Here is a 20,126-nt window from a genome sequence, read left to right as displayed (position 1 = left end):
TGGACTATCCAATTTTACCGATGAGATTAAGCCGTTGTTTCCTCAGCTCGCTCTGCATTCGGTGCAGGGTTACGAATCAAGTAATCAAATGCACCTAGGCTTGCTTTTGCACCTTCACCCATTGCGATGATAATTTGCTTGTATGGAACGGTTGTTACATCACCCGCTGCAAACACACCACTTAGGCTAGTACTACCGTCAGGGTTCACTTCAATTTCACCACGTGGGGATAGATTCACACCTGTATCTTTCAGCCATTCGCTGTTTGGCATTAGACCGATTTGAACAAAGATACCTGCCAAGTCAATTTGCTTGATTTCATCACTATTGCGGTCTTTGTACTCAAGACCTGTGACACGGTTACCATCACCAAGCACTTGAGTGGTTTGCGCCATTGTGATGATCTCAATGTTTGGCGTGCTGTTCGCTTTGTCGATCAATACTTGGTCTGCGCGTAGCGTATCTGCAAATTCCAATACGGTTACGTGCTCAACAATACCAGATAGGTCGATAGCTGCTTCAATACCTGAGTTACCACCACCGATGACTGCTGTACGTTTACCTTTAAACAAAGGACCATCACAGTGTGGGCAGTAAGCTACGCCTTTGTTGCGGTACTCGTTCTCACCTGGGACGTTCATTTCACGCCAGCGAGCACCAGTACTTGTGATCACGCTGCGAGCTTTTAATACTGCGCCACTTTCTAGCTCAACATGGATGTAACCATCTTCGGTTTTTTCAGCACCAATGATGTTCGCTGCGCGCTGTTCTGTGATGATATCTACACCGTACTCTTTTACATGCTCTTCAAGGCTAGCCACCAGCTTAGGACCCGTGGTCGCTTTCACTGAGATAAAGTTCTCAATAGCCATAGTGTCCATCACTTGACCGCCGAAACGCTCAGCAACAATACCAGTACGAATACCTTTACGTGCAGCGTAGATTGCAGCAGATGAACCTGAAGGACCACCACCTACAACCAATACATCGTATGGTGCTTTTTCATTTAGGCTAGCGGCTTTCTTTTCTGCAGCGCCACTGTCTACTTTGTTCAAAATCTCAGCAAGAGACATACGGCCTTGGCCAAATAGCTCACCGTTAATGAACACGCTAGGAACCGCCATGATATCACGCTGCTTCACTTCGTCTTGGAACGCTGCGCCATCGATCATGGTTGTTTTCACTTTCGGGTTAATCGCAGACATCATGTTGAATGCTTGAACCACCTCAGGACAGTTTTGGCACGACAATGAGATGAAGATCTCAACGTTCAAGTCACTGTCCAGCTCAGCAATTTGCTCAATCACTTCTTGCTCTAGTTTGATCGGGTGGCCACCTGAATGCAGCAGTGCGAGTACCAGTGATGTGAACTCATGGCCCATAGGCAGTCCAGCAAACCCAATCGCAGACCCTTTCTCAGCGTTCACGACTTGCATGATAGGGCGACGAGCGCTTGCGTTATCATCACGCTCAACGATGATCTTGCTGCTTAGTGAAGCGATGTCATCTGCAAGCGCTTGTAGCTTAGTGGCTGTATCACTACCGTCTAGGCTAAGCACTAGGTTCACGTCGGTTTTAAGGTTTTCTAAGTAGGCTTTAAGTTGTTGTTTCATTGCTTGGTCTAACATAGTGATACCTGCTTTCTTCTCTAATTCAAATTCGTAAAAACGTTAATTCGTAAAAACGTTAATTCGTAAAAACATTGGTAGGCAGTGATGGTTAATGCCTTGCCTGCGAATGTTCTCATCAATGTGCTGGGGTTCCCCCTCGCTCGTTGAAACGGAGAGCGAGGGGGAAAGACTTCTGGCACAGCCCCTCTGCGCCAGTCGCCTTATTCGGTTGCCTAGATTAGATTTTGCCAACTAGGTCTAGTGATGGTGCTAGTGTCTCTTCACCTTCTTTCCATTTTGCTGGGCAAACTTCGCCTGGGTTAGCCGCTACGTATTGCGCAGCTTTTACTTTACGAAGTAGGTCTTCAGCGTCACGGCCAATACCTTCTGCAGTGATTTCCATTGCTTGGATAGTACCTTCTGGGTCTACAAGGAATGTTGCGCGGTCTGCAAGGCCTTGACCTTCACGCATCACGTTAAAGTTGTTAGTGATGTTGCCTGTTTGGTCGCCTACCATGAAGTAGTTGATTTTGCCGATAGTGTCTGAGCTGTCGTGCCACGCTTTGTGAGTGAAGTGAGTATCTGTAGATACTGAGTAAACTTCTACGCCACGAGACTGAAGCTCTTCGTACTTGTCAGCAACATCGCCAAGCTCAGTAGGACATACGAAAGTGAAGTCAGCTGGGTAGAAGAAAAAAACTGCCCACTTGCCTAGAACGTCTTGCTCTGTGATGTCTACGAATTCGCCGTTCTTGTATGCTGTTGCGCTAAATGGTTTGATTTGAGTGTTGATCATGACTTTGCTCTCTATTGTCTTATAACTGATTGAAAGTGTTTGTTTAATCGCTTGTCTGCGTTGATGTGTTTATATTGCCCCAAACCTAACTCATTGAAAAAACGTTAGGATCTATCGATTCAATAGCCTATTCCTATCAAAAAGTGTGGCTTTTACCTATCAACCAATAATCCATTAAAAACAATAAGTTAAGCTCAATAGCTTTGCACCAAGCACAAAAAAGCACCTTACATAAAAGGTGCTTTTTCATTGGACAAATCTATTGCACTTGTTTTTGGACGTTAGGGTACTTGTACGAACTGCAATTCTTGCTTTAGCTGAACAAATCTCAACTCGCCATTTTCTATCTCATCATAAAATCGCTTAAGGTTGAGCAGAGGAACATAGATAGATTCAAAGCAGACACGACGAAACGCCGCACTTCGTTGCTTGCAAGAAATGGCCTCCAATAAGTGGAAATAAACCTGTCGTAAAAACAGTTCGCTAAGTAATCGACAATCTTCTGGGCTCTGTTGCTGGTGAAAATCGCTGAGCATAACGGCGGAATTAATGTATCGAGAGACGATTTCAGACTCAAAACCATAAGCTTGTTTAGTGGCAAGGAATTGTTCTTGGGTACGAAAGTAGTCTGCATACAATGTCTGCTTACCTGACATAGCTTGGCATACTCCTATATGGCGGCTTGGTAATTGGTTTCTACTGCTTTCCAATCCACGACATTCCACCAAGCGTTGATGTAATCTGGGCGACGGTTTTGGTAGCTAATGTAGTAAGCGTGTTCCCATACGTCGAGCGCAAGTATTGGCGCACCACGGTCAGCCACTACATCCATCAAGGGGTTGTCTTGATTACTTGTCGAGGTAATTTTAAGTTTGCCATCTTGAACAATAAGCCAAGCAAAACCTGACCCAAAGGTATTTATAGCCGCCAGAGCAAACTCCTCTTTGAACGCTTCTAAACTGCCAAATGTAGTGACAATTTCTTGAGCAAGCTTACCGCTTGGTTCTGATTGTGGGTTTGACGACATGCAGTTCCAATACACAATATGGTTATAGTAACCGCCACCATTGTTTCGAACGGCCGGGGAGTGTTTTGAGGTATTAGCAAAAATCTCGACAAGAGATTGGCTCTCTAAATCACTGCCACTGATGGCGGCCATAAACTTATCGTAGTAAGTACGATGATGCTTGCTGTAGTGCACTTCCATCGTTTTGGCGTCTATGTAAGGTTCTAGATCACTGTATTGGTAAGGTAATTGTGGGAATTGATGGCTCATGACTTTCTCCTTGTATTGATACCAATCCAACTAATTATTTGCTCAGTCTAGCTAGTCCATATTTCCTCTAGCGGCGTCAGAAATCGTATCCCTAGTCCCAGCTAGGCATAAGATTTCTTCCCCGGAATGCCGGACCATGCTCGAGAAAATCTGTCCGTCGCTATACAAGATCAGATAATTAGTCGTATTAGTATGAGAAAATCATTATTGCAAATAATTATCGTTTGCAATACCTGTGGGTTTTGTGGATATTCAAAAGTGCCCTTATGACGTATATCTAGAGCCAAAATACAAAAAAAGGCGCAGGAGTTACCTGCGCCAAAAGGCATCTAAAGGGATTTTAGGGCTTCTCTTTAGAAAGATTAGATTTTGCCAACTAGGTCTAGTGATGGTGCTAGAGTCTCTTCACCTTCTTTCCATTTTGCTGGGCAAACTTCACCTGGGTTTGCTGCTACGTATTGCGCTGCTTTCACTTTACGAAGTAGGTCTTCTGCATCACGACCGATACCTTCTGCAGTGATTTCCATCGCTTGAATCGTACCTTCTGGGTCGATAAGGAATGTGGCACGGTCTGCAAGACCTTGACCTTCACGCATTACGTTAAAGTTGTTAGTGATGTTACCTGTTTGGTCACCCACCATGAAATAGTTAATTTTGCCAATCGTGTCTGAGCTATCGTGCCAAGCTTTGTGAGTGAAATGAGTATCTGTTGATACTGAGTACACCTCAACGCCACGAGATTGTAGCTCTTCGTAATGGTCGGCTAGGTCACCAAGTTCGGTTGGACAAACGAATGTGAAGTCCGCTGGGTAGAAGAAAAATACTGCCCATTTACCAAGAACGTCTTGCTCTGTGATGTCTACGAATTCGCCGTTTTTGAATGCTGTTGCGCTAAATGGTTTGATTTGCGTGTTGATCATGACGTTACTCTCTTTTATCCGTTTAAGTCTTTGTTTGCGTTGATGGGTTCATAATGCCCCAGCGAGCATTTTTAGAAAAATGGGTAATTCCTATCGATTTGATAGGCGAATTCTATTGAACAAAAACCACCAAACTCAAGCGGTTAAAATACCAACAGCACCAGCTCAATTGACCAATAACTCACCAAGATACCGATAATTGTTTTAATTGTTTCGCAGATCCCATTTTTATATTTGGTAACATCCTCTAGACCGGAAACTTGTCCCAAATCAAAAAGTTTCATAAGCACAGCCTGCACATTAAATGTCATCCAAACAAATCCCAAATAATATGGAGTAACGTCTATGACTAGTGCATTTTTTATCCCTACAGTAAATTTGATGGGCGCTGGCTGCTTGAAGGATGCGGTAGCAAGCATCAAGTCACATGGGTTTAAAAAAGGGCTTATTGTTACTGATAACGTACTTAGCCAAATAGGTATGGTGAAGCAAGTACAAGAGTTATTGGTAGAACAAGAAGTAAACACCGTTGTTTTCGATGGCACTCAGCCAAACCCAACCACTTCAAACGTAAATGATGGACTAGCGCTACTGCGTGAAAACGAATGTGACTTCGTCATCTCGCTAGGTGGTGGTTCACCGCACGACTGTGCGAAAGGTATTGCACTTGTAGCATCCAATGGTGGCAAAATTGGCGACTACGAAGGGGTTGATCAATCAGCTAAACCTATGCTGCCTCTGATCGCAATCAACACTACCGCTGGTACAGCCTCTGAAATGACTCGTTTCTGTATCATTACTGATGAAGAGCGTCATATTAAGATGGCTATCGTTGATAAACACACAACGCCACTTATCTCAGTGAATGATCCTGAACTTATGCTAGCCAAACCAGCGTCTCTAACTGCTGCAACGGGTATGGATGCACTGACTCACGCTGTTGAAGCTTACGTATCCATTGCGGCAACGCCAATCACAGACGCAGTAGCAATTAAAGCGATTGAGCTTATCCAAGCGCACCTTCGTAAAGCGGTATCACACGGTGACGATATCGAAGCTCGTGAGCAAATGGCCTATGCACAATTTATGGCTGGTATGGCATTCAACAACGCATCACTTGGCTACGTGCACGCCATGGCACACCAATTAGGTGGCTTCTACGACCTACCGCATGGTGTTTGTAATGCTATCTTGCTGCCACACGTTCAGCGCTACAACGCACAAGTATCAGCCGATAGACTACGTGACGTTGCAAAAGCGATGGGTGTTAATGTTGAAGGCTTAACGGCAGAACAAGGCGCTGATGCAGCTATTGCAGCAATTGTTGAGCTAGCCAAAGATGTGGGTATCCCAACCGGTATTGCTGAGCTTGGTGCCAAATCAGAAGATATCCCTACGCTTGCTGATAATGCACTAAAAGATGCATGTGGTTTTACCAACCCGAAACAAGCAACACACGAGGAAATCTCGGCAATTTTTGAAGCTGCGATGTAACATTAACTTGAACCCTGCTGCTGTAATCGCAGCAGGGTTTACCTTCTCTGACTCGACCAAATTCCCCATTTAATTGCCTCTCCATCTAACCTACCCAATATTAGGTATATGGCTCAACCAAGCTACGCAACAATTTAAAAACACTTCTATCATTAAACCATCTACCTCAAGCCATGCGAGGAACGGCGTACAATGTCGTTAAAATCTCATTTATCCATCCAATTCGTACTTAATCTTGTGCTTGCATTTGTAGCTCATGCAGACGTTATTAAAATTTCTAAACCTAAAACAGGCACTGACCAAAGATACGATTATCCTACCCAACTTTTAAAGTTAGCCTTAGAAGCTAGCATCGATGAGTATGGGCCCTATGACATTATAGAGAGTGACTGGTTTGGCCCGAGAGACCGAATGCTGCAAGAGCTACTTGATGGTGGGAAAATCAATGTACACAATGCGCCCACTCGTAGAGAGTGGGAAGAACGAGCGCTACCAGTTTACTTTCCAATCTTAAAAGGCATCTTGGGCTATCGAATCCTACTGATCCATCAAGACAACATCACTAAGTTTGAACAAATCTATACCTTAAATGACCTGCAACGACTTTCGGCGGGGCTCGGTGAGCAATGGTCAATAACAAAAGCGCTACGTGAAGTGGGCGGGTTTAAAATCGTCACGGGTACCAACTATGAAGGGCTATTTGGCATGTTGATGGCCAAACGCTTCGACTACTTTATTCGGGGGGTAAGTGAGATTTTCCCTGAGTATCAGCAACGTTCAAACGTGCACCCTAAGATGGTTATCGAACAAAGCCTAGTTATTGAGATGCCCTTGCCTGTCTACTTTTTTGTTTCCCCTAAACACCCAGAAATTGCTGACCGCATACTTTATGGCTTAGAGAAAATGAAAGCGGATGGCTCTTTTGAAGAAGAGTTCATGAAGGCTAACGGCGACCCAATTAAGCAAGCGCAATTTGCTAAGCGCCGACACATAAAGATAGAGAATCCAACTCTACCCTTACACCCAATCTACGATGAGCCTTCCTACTGGTTGGATTTGAACAAGCAACACTAAGGGGCGTTGAATAGTAAAAACGCCATCATGACTTTGGTTTAAGATGGCGCTTTATCAACTCATTTAATACTGGAATTGAGCCAGATGGGAGTCCAACTCTTTTGTACTGCGCTGAAGCTGCTCAACAATATCGCCCAATTGCGAAACAGATTGTGAGTTGTCTCGGGTCACTTGGGCAATATCCGTCATATTTCGGTCGATTTCATTCAAAACTTCTGACTGCTCTTCAGAGGCTGTTGCTATCTGAGTATTCATCGAGTTCAAACCTTCAACAGCATGACTGATGCCCTTAATCGATGAGCCCATCGAGTTCACCGTTTGCAAACACTCACAAGTAGTATCGCTGCATTGTTTAACCACATCGATTGCGTGACTTACGTTGTGGGCAAGCTGCTCGATGACTTGGTTAATTTTATCTGTTGAATCACTAGTGTTACCTGCAAGGCTTCGAACTTCATCGGCTACCACAGCAAACCCTCTGCCTTGCTCGCCAGCCCTCGCGGCTTCAATCGCTGCATTGAGTGCTAACAAGTTAGTTTGCTCGGAGATACCACGGATCACTTCAAGCATTGAACCGATGTTATTGCTGTCTTCACCTAAACGATGGATAACCTGTTGCGCTTCTTCCATTTTTGACGCCAGCAAAATCATGCTTTTTTCTGAAGCATCCACATCTAACCTAACACTCTCGGAGTTCTCGTGAATATCGTTAGTTTGTAGAGAAGCATCTACGGTATGTTTACTAACCTCGATCGAACCTTCTGCCACTTGTTGTGCGGAATGGCTGGTCGCTTCGATTTCTCTTTCCTGTTTGGTAATACCGCTCAACGTGCTGGTCATCGAACTTTCTAACGCTTTAGCACTTTGACCTAGCTGGTCACCAGCGTGACTGACTGCTTGCAGTAACTCTTGGGTCTTAGCAATAAACTGATTAATGTCCCCAGCAATAATGCCTAACTCGTCACTGCGGGTTGCACGCAAACGCTTAGTGAGATCACCTTTTCCGCTGGCAAGATCTTTTACCATCTCACCGAGTCTGCGTAATGGGCTAAACACGTAACGGCTAAGAGAATAATAAAACCCAAAGATGGTAATAATGAATGCTGAAGCAAATAGGTAAACCAATAGCTTAAACCATTGCATACGCTCATCAACACTCGCTTCAAGAGTTTTCGCAGTTTTATCTGCTATCTGTCTATTGGTTTCAACCAACTCAAATATACGTACAGATAAGGCGTCAAAATCGCCTAACATAAGGTTACCAGCGTCAACACCTTGCTCGACATAAGCTGCCGCTATCACTAAACCAAAATCATGATGTTTGTCTAGCAGTTGACCAAGCTCTGCTTGCGATGAACTTAGGGCTTCAATTTCTCCCAGCAGTTTCTTAGATTGCTGGTAATACTGGCTAGCAATCGACAAGCCATCGTAGGCACCTTGAGTCACGGCATAGGCCAGCAAAGATTGCTCAAGTGACCCAACATTCAACTGTAACTCCAAATACTTGCGTTCAATAGGTTGAAACGTATTTTCCAACGTTTCCATATCGCTTGAAACTTCATTCAATTTAAAAATCATGGTTAGGCTAAGTGCAAACGCCATGATCAACAACACACCACTAATTATGCGTAATTTACTTCTTATCATTTATCTAACCTTGACACGTTATTGCGCTTTAGCAACATCTGATGCAAATATAGCTGATATACGTTTTCGTATAGCTTCAGTTGTACTTTCCTTACTGCACTACACTCGTAAATGACTACCAATGCAACATAGAAATGAACACGAATTATAAGAATTCTGTAACACGTAACATAATGGTACGCTGTCTATAATTAAATTGGATTAATTATTAAAAAAACTTGCTATGTCGCAAGCTTTACAATGAAACTCCTATCGCTGAGTAGAAAAAATTTAACACGTCATATTGGGCTGACTAAAATAACAGACAGGCAAGAAATAGCCTCGCTACTCTATAAAAACCATTGATTGATACAAATAAAACTAGATTAGCGAAAATTAATATACAAAGCCTCTCCCCAAGGACTTACCGTGCTCTCCAAACACAAACTTAGATACCTATTTGGCACAATGATAGCGACAATTGCTATTACACTCATTGCTGCCTCATTGACGTTAAGCGTGATCAAAAATAGCTTCACCGATAGCCTCGCCGAATCGCTTCGGGCAGTCAGCAGCACCACATACCAAGCCATCCACCTATGGGCTCAAGAAAATGAAGACCATGCCAATATCCTTGCCAGCAATCCAGTAATCGTCAGCCAGACTCGTGAATTACTATCCACTCCCAATACGCAAGAAGCATTAGTCAACTCAGATGCACAAACGAGCTTACGGAAGTTGCTTGCTCCAATCCTTCAAACCCATGAGATGCGTGGCTTTTTTATTCTCGACAAAAACAATATCAGCCTCGCATCTACCAGAAACAGTAATATTGGCACTATAAATCTGCTTGCTAGCCAAAAAGGGTTCCTTGACCGGGCGTGGCAGGGAGAGACTCTCACTACGCTGCCACAAAAATCTGATGTGCCCCTTCCAAATAAAGAGGGACAACTGATTGAAAACTACCCGACCATGTTTGTCGCAAGCCCTATCAGAGATTTCGATGGCAAAATCATTGCCCTATTGACCCTACGCCTAGATCCGATTGAAAAGCTACAAAAAATACTCAACCGCAGTCAGATTGGACGAACTGGAGAGACTTACCTATTTGATGAACATGGTGTGATGATCTCAGATAGCCGCTTCGAAGATGAACTTAAGCAACGTAAAATCTTAGCGGATAATGAATCGAGCATATTTACCACACAAATCAAGATCCCAACACTGGTGTCCAATGGAAAGCCTGAACTCACTGTCATGGCGCAAAGTGCGTTGTCGGGCCAGTCCAATTACAACATTGAAGGGTATGTAGACTATCGGGGGACTACGGTGGTTGGCGCTTGGTTATGGGACCCTATACATGAGTTCGGTTTAGCGACCGAATTGGACTACGACGAAGCCTATATTGCCTATAATCAAACTCGCGACGCATTTATTATCTTCGCTTTTTGTATCATTTCGGTGACGTTGTTTATAACGTTTCTCTTTTATCGCCTAATAAATAAAATTCGAAGACAAAAAAGAGATTATATAAACCTCTTAGAGAATGCGAGTGATCCAATATTGCTATCGAGCGTAGAGTCGCAAAGAATCATTGCTGCTAATGATATGGCTTGTAACTTCTTAGAATATAAGTCTGATGAGCTTGCCAATCTCTCTTTATCCAACATTTATTCAGATAAAGATGGTGACTATATAGATTTTAGCCAAACACACGTCGAAAAAGAGTTCGTCACTCGTTCGGGTGTACACAAGATCGTTGAAATTGGTACTAAGTACATGAAGTTCAACTCTGAAATGGTCATTCTTTCTATTATCAGAGACATCACGGAAAAGAAAGCCAATGAGTCTAAACTGATCTCTATGCTCAATATGGATCTTCTAACCGGGCTTGGTAACCGACAAGCCATTGATGCGGCCATAGAGCATAATCTGAACCAAAACGATGTGGATTCTGCCAAATTTATGATCGCTTTGCTCGATCTATCTGACTTGCGTTTGATCAACGATACTCTTGGTTTAAAAGTGGGTGATGAAACACTTAAAACAGTGGCAGATAAACTTAGTCAAACGTTTGATAAGGATGCATTGTACCGCCTAACAGGTGGTGAGTTTGCGATCGTATTACCCATTTCATCGCCAGCTTCTATCACTCCGCTATGTAAAAAAATTACTCAGATATTCCAACAGCCGGCATGCGTAAAGGACCACAGCTTAGAGCTATCTGTATCTATTGGAGTAGCGATCGCCCCCCAGCACGGCAATAACTCAGAAACACTACTAAAGGCGGCAAGTTCAGCCTTATCCAAGGCTAAGAACTCAAGGAGCAGCAGCTACATTTTGTTTAGCGAAGATATGCTCGAAGAGAGTACCTACCAGCTCTTGGTCTCATCAGCACTCAATAAAGCCATTGGGAACAATGAATTCACCCTAGTCTACCAGCCGATTTACTGTATCGATCAGCAAAGACTGGCAGGTGCTGAAGCGTTAATCCGCTGGAAAAGTCACACCATTGGCAGTGTACCTCCTAATATCTTTATCCCTATTGCTGAGCACAGCGGTAAGATCAATGAAATTGGAGCTTGGGTGATTGAACAAGTGTGCCAGCAAATGGGGACATGGTCTCATCTGCTTGAGCCGCATCACCGAGTCTCGATTAATATTTCAGCCGCCCAACTCTTCACATCCAATCTTGTTGAGCAAGTCAAAGCAGCGTTAGACAAACATGGGGTAGAAGGTAAACATATAGGCTTAGAAATCACCGAGAACATCTACCTTGGCAAAAATGAAGACATCATAGAACAGCTTGGTCAACTAAAAGATCTCGGCATCGAATTGTATCTAGATGACTTTGGTACTGGGTATTCGTCACTCAGCTATCTAAACTCCTATCCATTCGACATTATCAAGCTCGATAGGAGTTACATTTCTGAACTAGAAAGTAGTCGCCACTCAAAAACATTGGCGAAAACCATCATTACACTGGCGAAAAGCCTAGATTTAAAAGTGGTGGCTGAAGGGGTGGAAGAACGCTGGCAGTTAGATAGCCTTAAGAGCTTGGGCTGTTGTTGTGCACAAGGTTACTTGTTTGATAAACCCTTGAAAGCTCATGATTTCGAAGCCAAGTGGCTAAAAAACAAAAGTTTAACCTGCGCTCCTATCAACTCCATTTCCGATGAAGCGCAATTATGGGAGCACTCTTAATTACCACTCTGATCTTGAGAGGTGAATACCTGCATCACCTCGAGAGCTATCTGTTGTGCCTGAGCAGAGCGCAAAAATGCGCGACAACGCAACTCGTATTCTGCGGCATCAATTAGCTCAGAGGTCAGCAAGCATTTAAGCTCATTTAGATAGTTAGCTTCACGAACTGCGCTTGATAAGGCTGTTGCTTCAAATTTCGAGGACGCTTGAAAGCCAATCGCATTGAGCACTGCTGTCGGCATTTCCCAAAACTTGGCTAAGGTGTAAGTTAACTTGATTGCATAAGCATTGATCAGACGTTTAAACGCCATTGAGTTTGGCGGAACCGACGGATCAACGTGGGCGAAAGCTTCCACCATCACTTGGAAGATGATCATATTGCCTAGATTGCGGATGAGACCCACGAAATACGCCGTGGCTTCATCTTCCTGAGCATCAGTCGCTTTAAGCAAGGTTTTGGAATACACAGCGGTATCTAAGCTATGTTGCCAAATCTTTTCTCCAAACTGTCGCCAGTAAATGTTGGTTCTTGGTGCGAAGTTCTTGAGGTAAGTGTTAATCACTCCCTCTATCAAGCCTTGTGATCCCATGTTCATAAACGCAGTTTTCAGATCGGTGACTTCTTTTTCGCTACGGCGGTAACGGGCACTGTTGGCAAGCTTGATCACATCGGCGGCCATACTCGGTTCGTGCTCTATCACTTTAAGCAGCTTATCGACATCAAAGTCGTCACTTTGCAGCTCCGCCAATAATGTTGTCACTGACGCTGGCATCACGGGTAACTCATTTAAAAGCGCTTTAGGAGATAGCAATAATCGCTCGACACGAGCGGCGACGAAATCACTGAATGGGTCAGTATCGGTATGAAGCTCAGATTCACCGAACAGATAGCCAAGGAAGTCTGCGGCATGAGCGCTGATTGGCGTATTGTTCTTGAGGGTAACCGTTTGTGGTTGGTTTTCTGCTTTTACTGGGTGTTGGGCTTGGGCAGAGACTACTTCAGTTGGGGTTTTATTGCTATTTGAAAACGACTTAAACAGTGCTTTCAGAACCCTTTTAAACATCCGCTTGCCTCTCCATCAACTTGTTACTCGCACGAAGGTGGCGGATTATGTCATAGCGATGATTGAAAGCAAGTATTGGTTAGTCTGGTGGGAAAATACTCGAAGAATAAACCACCAGCGGCCATCAACGATATTCCGTGATCGTGATGCTCAGCTGGGAGTTGCGCCTGGGTTTTATCGACTATTTATTACGCCCAGAATAGTGCGAGTGCTAGCAGAGGAAGCGCAACAAGTGCAGCCATTTTAGCTAGAGAAATTGCTTCATCAGCAATAGCTTTGATTTTGTTGATTGGTAGTGATGTGTTTAGTTGAACAGTCGTTGCTTGGTTCATTTTTGTTGCCTTTTGTTGTTTTTGTGACAGATGTCGCAACTATACCGAGCAATGTGACTAAGATCAAGCCAAGTGAGTGGAATTTGTTCAACTTTTGTTTAAAAAACAAAAAAAACCAGCAAGGTGACCCGCTGGCTTAATTTTGTTAGCTCTATTTGAAATAGATTACAAGGTGCGTAATCCTTCAAATAACGCTTTGTCTTCGCTGTCGGCACGATAGAACACTGCTGGCTCACCGATTGGTGCATCCACCTCAACCCAACCACCTTGGTAGACTTCACCTGTCCAAGCGTGTACCCAAGTGTCTTCTGGTAGGTAAAGACGTTTGTTCACTTCACCTTCGTTGTAAACCGGAGCCACAAGCAAATCACGTCCTAGCAGATACTGGAACTTGATCTCATAACTCTCTGCATCGTCTTCATAGTGCATGAACAATGGACGTTGTACCGGGATACCTTTCTCTGCATTTAATGCCACTGCCGCCTTAGTGTAAGGCTTTAGGTGGGTGAAGATACGAGTCATCTTCGCCAGATGCGTCAGGGTATCCATATCAGTATCAAACTGATGGTTATCCCCTGGGCGGTTACCTTCGTGGCTACGCATAATTGGTGTGAACGCGTTCATCTCAGCCCAACGTTGGAATAGCTCTTTAGGACGCTTGCAACCGTGAAGAGTCGTGTAACCACCGATATCTGAATGGTGGATACCATTGCCCATCATGCCAGACGATAATGCCGCAGGGATAACCGATGCTAGACCATCATCAATACACCAATCTACTAGCTGATCACCGCCCCATAGCGTGTGACAGTAGCCTTGAATCCCCGTGCCACCAGCACGCATGAAGAAAAGAATATCGTCCGTTTTGCCTGCTTCTTCAATCGCCTCATGCTGAACCTTCGCCCAACGGTAAGGCCATTTGTTATGCTCAATTTCCGCACTAACACCATTACTCAATGAGCAATCTGTTGGTAAGTACTCACCAAAGTCACCCATCCAACCATCAAGACCGAAATCGATCATGTTGGTCTTGATAACGTCTTTATACCATTCACACGCTTCTGGGTTAGTGAAATCCACCACGCCACAGTAAAACTCACCAAAATCGACAACGTATTTGGAGCCGTCTTCCTTAGTCGCTAGGTAACCTTTTTCCTGAGCGATTTTGTACAGCGGGAAGTCTTCCAACACGTATGGGTTAATGTAACCTAGGAAACGAATACCATCTGCTTTCATCTCATGGATCTTGCTGTCCAACTCTGGGTATAGCTCTTTGTTCCACTGCCAATCCCACTGCAGGCGCTTACCAAACGAGGTCATTTTGATGCCTTGCCAGTCCTGACACCAAGCACCAGCGACCTTAACACCGGCTTTACGAGCCGCTTCAATCTTATCAAGGGTGATTTGCGTACCACCTTGGATGCCAAGGATGATACCGTCATGCACCCAATCAGGAAGTTTAGGCTGACGACCGAACAGATCGGTGATGTTAGTCATCAGAGAAAGGAAATCGGGCTCAGCATCAAGCAGCAAGTATTGCGGGATATCCCAAGCTTGTAGCTCATGGAAGTCAGCATTGGTGAAATCAAAATCTGCGTAAGCTGTTGTTTCTAGGTGACAGAAGTACTTCTTATCAGAAACGTACGTTGGTTGTGGGTAGTTAGTGTTGTAGTAATCACCGCCCGCTTTGTCTTTTACGTCTGCTTGCCATGTCACGTAGCTGTTTTTGTTACGGCCTACGCCTGGTTCAGATGACCAAAGTGGGAAGTTTTTGCCACGTAGGTTGAAGTAAGTTAGCTGTTCACCACAGCCATACACTCGTTCATTTTCATCGGCATCAACACGCAGCCAGAAACGGTTGAAGCTTTTATCAATCGCTTCAAACTCAGCTTTGAGTCGTTTTTCAGCGGTTAGACCGATGATCATGCTCAATACCGGCTGACCATCAAATAGGAAAGTCACAACATAGCTTTGAGCGCCTTCTTTTTCAAAGCTTTCCAGCGTGAATTGGCGCATTGGCAAGCGCTCAGTCACGTAATCAGTAATATCAAAGTTACCACGATACATATCGTAGTTGGCATCACCCTTGCCTAGGAATAGCATCGGTTTATCGACCGAGTGTGAGAATACAGGGCGACCTTTATGGGTCAGGGTAAAGCCATTTTCAGTACGGATTAAGTCCATCTTAGTTACCTCTCAGCAGTGAATGCTGAATAAAATTTTGTTCTTGGTTTATTGGAACTGGGAGAAATAACGGGGCGCCAAATCAGCGCCCCAAATAGTGAGTTGACTTCGTAATTATTTGAATTGAATGTCGTAGTCAGCTTGGATTTTCATCTCACAAGTTTTGATTTCATTCTGGAAGCGCTCTAACCATTGCTTACCTTCAGAACCAGAGTTCGCTAGGAAGTACTCTTTAACTGGTGCTGTTTTCTCTTGGAACTTCGCTTTTTCAGCAGCACTTGGGTTGTAGATAGTACCGTCAGCTTTACGGAACTCTTCGTAAGCTGTGAACTCTTTATGCTTAGGATATGCACGTAGGTATTGGTTCTGAGCCGCAACGCCATCAATCAGCACTTGTTTAAGCTCATTTGGCATGCCTTTAAACTTCTTATCGTTGAATACCCAAGCACCACCCATGTATGCGTGACCATCTAGGATTAGGTAGTCTAGGCTCTCATGGAATTTGTTCTGTACGATATCTACGATGCCGTTCTTAGTCCCATCTACTACGCCTGTTGAAAGCGCTGTGTACACTTCAGGCCATGCGATTGGCGTTGGTGAACCGCCAAGCTCTTTTACAAGCTCTTGCTGGATCTTCGCAGGTACAGTACGCAGTTTCAGACCTTTCACATCATCTGGAGATTGCACCTGCTTCTTAGTTGTTGCGATGTTACGCCAACCACCTGAGTTAGATACCATCATTAGACGAACGTTTGGTGCACGTTTTAGAAGCTCACCACGTACATCACCTAGGAATTGCTCGTTGTCGTAAACACACTCAGCAACACGGTCATTTGGTAGCATGTATGGCAGGTCAAATGCACCGACAGGTTTCCAGAAGTTAGCAAGCTCAGGGATAGTCGTTTGGAAGTAATCAAACATGCCTGCTTGTACCCCGGCAATACACTCTTTAGCGTTACTACATAGCTGGCCAGACGGGTAGATATCTACTGTGATCTGTCCATTAGAGCGTGACTCTACGAAGTTCTTAAACACCAATAGTGACTGGTGGTTGTAGCTCTCTAGGTTAGATACGTGCGGTACTGTTAGTTTGTACTCCGCAGCAGATGCCATACCAGAAGCAAGAAGAGTCGAGGCAGCAACAGCCAGTAAAGTTTTTTTCATTGGATAGTCCTTTTATCTTTATAGATTTTGTTTCACGTTTCTTTTGAATCGGTGCTACATCACGCCCAACAGCTTAGGTAGGCCAATCACCAATTCTGGGAAGAATGAGATTAAGAAGATGATCAAGAATTCAATGATGATGAATGGAATGATCGCCTTAGAAATCTTCTGTAGCGGCTCTCCCGATACGCCCGAGGCTACGAATAGCACCAGACCCATAGGTGGCGTCGCTAGACCAATGGATAGGTTGATACACATCACCACGCCAAAGTGCACCGGGTCTACGCCCGCATTGATCATGATTGGCGCAATAATTGGTGCGAAGATTAGGATCGCAGGACCCGCATCTAGGAACATGCCAACGATGAACAAGAACACATTGATGATGAAGAACAGCATCAGTGGGTCACGAGTAATTCCGTTGAAGAACTCAGTTACCATGTTAGAGATGCCTGAGAAGCTAATAGCCGATGCAAAACCACTCGCCGCTGCTACGATAATCAGTACCGCTGCTGCGTTCACGGCAACTTTAGCGAAGATGGCATAAGTCGCTTTCAGATTGGTTACCTTGATAACGTAAACTGATAGGAAGATGGCGTACGCAACTGCTACCGCTGCCGCTTCTGTTGGAGTAAAGATACCGCCGTAAATACCACCAAGGATGATGACCGGAGTCAGTAGAGGCAAGATGGCCAACTTCAGGCTTTGGCTGCGCTCTAGCTTACTCGCGCGAGGCAGTGGCTGCACATCAGGGTAATGACGGATCTGGAAGCGGTTAACCAGCATCAGGCCTAGGCAGAAAATAATGCCTGGGATGATACCTGCGATAAACATCGCAGCGACCGAGGTGTTCATGACAAATGCATACAACAGCATCAAGCCTGATGGCGGAATGATGTTACCAATGATGGTAGCTGCCGCAGTCAGTGCTGCCGAATAGCTCTTGTCGTATTTGTACTTGGTCATCTCAGGTAACAACATGTTGCCGATCGCTGAAGTTGCCGCTACAGCTGAACCTGTTAGTGCGCCAAATAGTGTAGAAGTCAGTACAACCACGTGTCCTAGACCACCACGTAGGTGCTGAACGCGAGCTTGCGCAAAAGCAATAATGCGAGGTGTAATACCACCGCTCGACATCATCTCACCCGCCAACATAAAGAATGGCAGAGCGAGAAGCAGGAAGTTATCCAGGCCTGAGTAAAGGCGCTGGTACAACATGTTAATGAATAGCACTTGATCATTTTGGAAAAAGGTAATGATCGGCGAAAGGCCTAGTGCAAAAAGTACTGGTACTCCCATCAGTAGGAACATCATGAAGTAGAGTACAAAAATTGGAGAAACCATGATTATTTACCTCTACTTCACTGCTTCAGCAGTCATATTTTTCTGCTGAGCTTGGGTAAAAAAGATTAGGTTGTGTAACGAACCTGCCAGTTTCTGTAGTGCAAACGAGCAAGAGATCGCAAGCATTACTGGTGGAATGGCGTAGATGATGTACATAGGGATAGGCAAGCTATCCGCCATCACTGCCCCAGTTTCGAAAAACTTGTAGCCGAAATAGATCCAAACGGCGAATAGAAGCAAACTTGCAATGTGAGCAAACACCATCAAGAGTTCAAAGATTCGAGTACCCTTAAGTTTATCTGTCACAAACGTCATGGAGATATTACGGTCTTCTAGGTAGATGATTGGTAGACATAGGTACGTCATGTAGATCATCAAGAAGCGAGAAGATTCGTCAGTCCAGCCAAGTGGCATGTTTAGGATGTAACGACATCCAACTTGGATCAGTACAATCGCAGTCATTACGAAAAGGAAAAATCCCGCAATGCTTGCTGTCCAGCGTGCTATTGGTGCATTGATTTTATGTAAAGCGTTTTCTATGGCTTTAAGCATATAGTCACCATATTTCGTATTTATTATCGTAGTTAAAACGACACATTGTTTCTGAGAGAAGTATTGATAACTCGTTTGACCATGTGGTTCTTTGAAGCGATTCACAGCGATCAACAATGTGTCATTTTTTGTAGGGTTTATGTCACATAATGGACATTAAGCTTTACCGTTTGAACCAAATAGGCGGATCTTGTGCTGTACAACTTCCATCATGGAAGCGATACCAGTGTTCATTACATCCGCCAAAATGTAATCGTTTTCCCTTTCTTTCCAGTGTGCTTGAACACCAGTAATGAAACCTTGACGAAGCTCGGTATCTACGTTGATTTTTGCAACACCGCGCTTGATGGCTTCTACAACTTGGTCATCAGGCACCCCTGAACCGCCGTGAAGTACGATAGGTTTCTTCACTGCGTCTTTAATTTCTGACAGGCGGTCAAACTTTAGTTCTGGCGTGGTTTTGTAAACACCATGAGCCGTACCGATAGACACAGCTAGGTAATCAACGCCCGTGCGCTCAGAGAAATCTAGCGCTTCTTCTACCGTAGTGATCATGGCATCTTTTTCATCAACTGTGATGTCATCTTCCGTGCCACCGATCTTGCCAATCTCACCTTCAGAGCCAAGACCAAGAGCCGCCGCAACTTCTACAACTGCCTTTGTAATGCGAACGTTTTCATCGATTGGAAGTGCCGAACCATCGAACATGAGCGATTGAAAATCACGCTTAGCGGCTTCCATACATTGCTCAAACTTACGGCTATGGTCTAGGTGGATACAAATTGGCACTGTGATTTGGTGATGCTCAATCAGTGAATCAACAGCGTCTCGAAGTGGCTTCATGCCCATTTCGTTAATCGCTTTCTGACCAATCTGAATCATGATAGGTGCTTGTTCTGCTTGGGCTGCAAGCAATACTGCTTTGATGGTCTCTAAGTTGTGTGCGGTGAAAGCGCCGATTGCGTAACCCTCATTCCACGCTTGTTCAATCATCTTTTTACCAGATACGTAAGGCATTTGCGGTGTTCCTCTTTATTCTCAAATTGTTCCGACGGAATAAAAAGTAACAGCTGCAAATGATCATTTCTGTTAGTTAGATAACACTTTATTACAGATTCAGACAAAAACGGACAAAAATGAGCGGTAGTGCACATCTTGGAATGTTGGGATGTGTGAGGGAAGCGGGAAACGGGAAACGGGAAACGGGAAGCGGGAAGCGGGAAACGGGAAACGGGAAACGGGAAGCGGGAAGCGGGAAGCGGGAAGCGGGAAGCGGGAAGCGGGAAGCGGGAAGCGGGAAGCGGGAAGCGGGAAGCGGGAAGCGGGAAGCGGGAAGCGGGAAGCGGGAAGCGGGAAGCGGGAAGCGGGAAGCGGGAAGCGGGAAGCGGGAAGCGGGAAGCGGGAAGCGGGAAGCGGGAAGCGGGAAATCTTAGAGGGCTGAGTGAGGTTGTCTAGTGAAAGTTTGTGGGGATGGGGTACGACGGGT

General features: G+C 44.7%; 17 protein-coding genes. 3 read left to right on the top strand and 14 right to left on the bottom strand.

Annotation, left to right across the window (positions count from 1 at the left end):
* Positions 1 to 26: 26 nt before the first annotated feature.
* The 6 genes from ahpF to J4N39_RS16250 all read right to left on the bottom strand — a co-directional run bounded on the left by ahpF (position 27) and on the right by J4N39_RS16250 (position 4,913).
* Complete coding sequence (gene ahpF / locus J4N39_RS16275; RefSeq protein WP_252025859.1) at positions 27 to 1,628, bottom strand: alkyl hydroperoxide reductase subunit F; 1,602 nt, start codon at positions 1,626 to 1,628, stop codon at positions 27 to 29.
* A 220-nt stretch (positions 1,629 to 1,848) separates the two neighbouring features.
* Complete coding sequence (gene ahpC / locus J4N39_RS16270) at positions 1,849 to 2,406, bottom strand: alkyl hydroperoxide reductase subunit C (protein WP_252025857.1); 558 nt, start codon at positions 2,404 to 2,406, stop codon at positions 1,849 to 1,851.
* Positions 2,407 to 2,687: 281 nt separating this feature from the next.
* Positions 2,688 to 3,062, bottom strand: a complete 375-nt coding sequence (locus J4N39_RS16265) for a hypothetical protein (protein ID WP_252025855.1) — start codon at positions 3,060 to 3,062, stop codon at positions 2,688 to 2,690.
* A 14-nt stretch (positions 3,063 to 3,076) separates the two neighbouring features.
* Positions 3,077 to 3,682: a superoxide dismutase gene (locus J4N39_RS16260; protein WP_252025853.1), complete on the bottom strand. Its 606-nt coding sequence runs from the start codon at positions 3,680 to 3,682 to the stop codon at positions 3,077 to 3,079.
* A 362-nt stretch (positions 3,683 to 4,044) separates the two neighbouring features.
* Positions 4,045 to 4,602 carry an alkyl hydroperoxide reductase subunit C gene (gene ahpC / locus J4N39_RS16255; RefSeq protein ID WP_252025851.1) on the bottom strand — a complete coding sequence of 186 codons (558 nt, stop codon included), beginning with the start codon at positions 4,600 to 4,602 and terminating at the stop codon, positions 4,045 to 4,047.
* 143 nt (positions 4,603 to 4,745) lie between these two features.
* Positions 4,746 to 4,913, bottom strand: coding sequence for a hypothetical protein (locus J4N39_RS16250; protein ID WP_252025849.1), 168 nt, complete (start codon positions 4,911 to 4,913; stop codon positions 4,746 to 4,748).
* 34 nt (positions 4,914 to 4,947) lie between these two features.
* On the opposite strand from J4N39_RS16250, the gene yiaY reads away from it, so the two are divergent.
* Together yiaY and J4N39_RS16240 are read left to right on the top strand one after the other, a co-directional pair.
* Entirely contained in the window at positions 4,948 to 6,096 is a 1,149-nt protein-coding gene (yiaY, locus tag J4N39_RS16245; RefSeq protein ID WP_252025847.1) for an L-threonine dehydrogenase, read from the top strand.
* Positions 6,097 to 6,288: 192 nt separating this feature from the next.
* Entirely contained in the window at positions 6,289 to 7,170 is an 882-nt protein-coding gene (locus tag J4N39_RS16240) for a transporter substrate-binding domain-containing protein (RefSeq protein WP_252025845.1), read from the top strand.
* Between the two features lie 63 nt (positions 7,171 to 7,233).
* Here the strand turns inward: J4N39_RS16240 and J4N39_RS16235 are convergent, their stop codons facing one another.
* A complete protein-coding gene (locus J4N39_RS16235) occupies positions 7,234 to 8,817 on the bottom strand; it encodes a methyl-accepting chemotaxis protein (RefSeq protein WP_252025843.1) in 1,584 nt (527 codons plus the stop codon).
* Between the two features lie 408 nt (positions 8,818 to 9,225).
* Here J4N39_RS16235 and J4N39_RS16230 point away from each other — a divergent pair, with 408 nt between their 5' ends.
* On the top strand, positions 9,226 to 12,000 hold the full coding sequence (locus J4N39_RS16230; protein WP_252025841.1) for an EAL domain-containing protein: 2,775 nt from the start codon (positions 9,226 to 9,228) through the stop codon (positions 11,998 to 12,000).
* On the opposite strand, the gene J4N39_RS16225 is transcribed toward J4N39_RS16230, so the two are convergent.
* The 7 genes from J4N39_RS16225 to J4N39_RS16195 form a co-directional block, all read right to left on the bottom strand.
* Positions 11,997 to 13,064 (bottom strand): HDOD domain-containing protein, encoded by a 1,068-nt coding sequence (locus J4N39_RS16225; protein ID WP_252025839.1) that lies wholly within the window; start codon positions 13,062 to 13,064, stop codon positions 11,997 to 11,999. The two genes, J4N39_RS16230 and J4N39_RS16225, sit on opposite strands and share 4 nt — an antisense overlap.
* Positions 13,065 to 13,252: 188 nt before the next feature.
* The gene (locus tag J4N39_RS16220; RefSeq protein ID WP_252025837.1) at positions 13,253 to 13,396 is read right to left on the bottom strand and encodes a hypothetical protein; all 144 of its coding nucleotides are present in this window, start codon (positions 13,394 to 13,396) and stop codon (positions 13,253 to 13,255) included.
* Between the two features lie 165 nt (positions 13,397 to 13,561).
* The gene (locus tag J4N39_RS16215) at positions 13,562 to 15,580 is read right to left on the bottom strand and encodes an alpha-glucosidase (protein WP_252025835.1); all 2,019 of its coding nucleotides are present in this window, start codon (positions 15,578 to 15,580) and stop codon (positions 13,562 to 13,564) included.
* A gap of 114 nt (positions 15,581 to 15,694) precedes the next feature.
* Positions 15,695 to 16,744, bottom strand: coding sequence for a TRAP transporter substrate-binding protein (locus J4N39_RS16210; RefSeq protein WP_252025833.1), 1,050 nt, complete (start codon positions 16,742 to 16,744; stop codon positions 15,695 to 15,697).
* Positions 16,745 to 16,798: 54 nt separating this feature from the next.
* Complete coding sequence (locus tag J4N39_RS16205) at positions 16,799 to 18,088, bottom strand: TRAP transporter large permease (protein WP_252025831.1); 1,290 nt, start codon at positions 18,086 to 18,088, stop codon at positions 16,799 to 16,801.
* 12 nt (positions 18,089 to 18,100) lie between these two features.
* The gene (locus J4N39_RS16200) at positions 18,101 to 18,640 is read right to left on the bottom strand and encodes a TRAP transporter small permease (protein ID WP_252025829.1); all 540 of its coding nucleotides are present in this window, start codon (positions 18,638 to 18,640) and stop codon (positions 18,101 to 18,103) included.
* A gap of 156 nt (positions 18,641 to 18,796) precedes the next feature.
* Positions 18,797 to 19,657, bottom strand: a complete 861-nt coding sequence (locus J4N39_RS16195) for a class II fructose-bisphosphate aldolase (RefSeq protein WP_252025827.1) — start codon at positions 19,655 to 19,657, stop codon at positions 18,797 to 18,799.
* Positions 19,658 to 20,126: the final 469 nt, after the last annotated feature.

The organism is Vibrio sp. SCSIO 43136, assembly GCF_023716565.1.
Taxonomy (GTDB): domain Bacteria; phylum Pseudomonadota; class Gammaproteobacteria; order Enterobacterales; family Vibrionaceae; genus Vibrio.
This window is presented reverse-complemented; position numbering and strand designations above follow the sequence as displayed.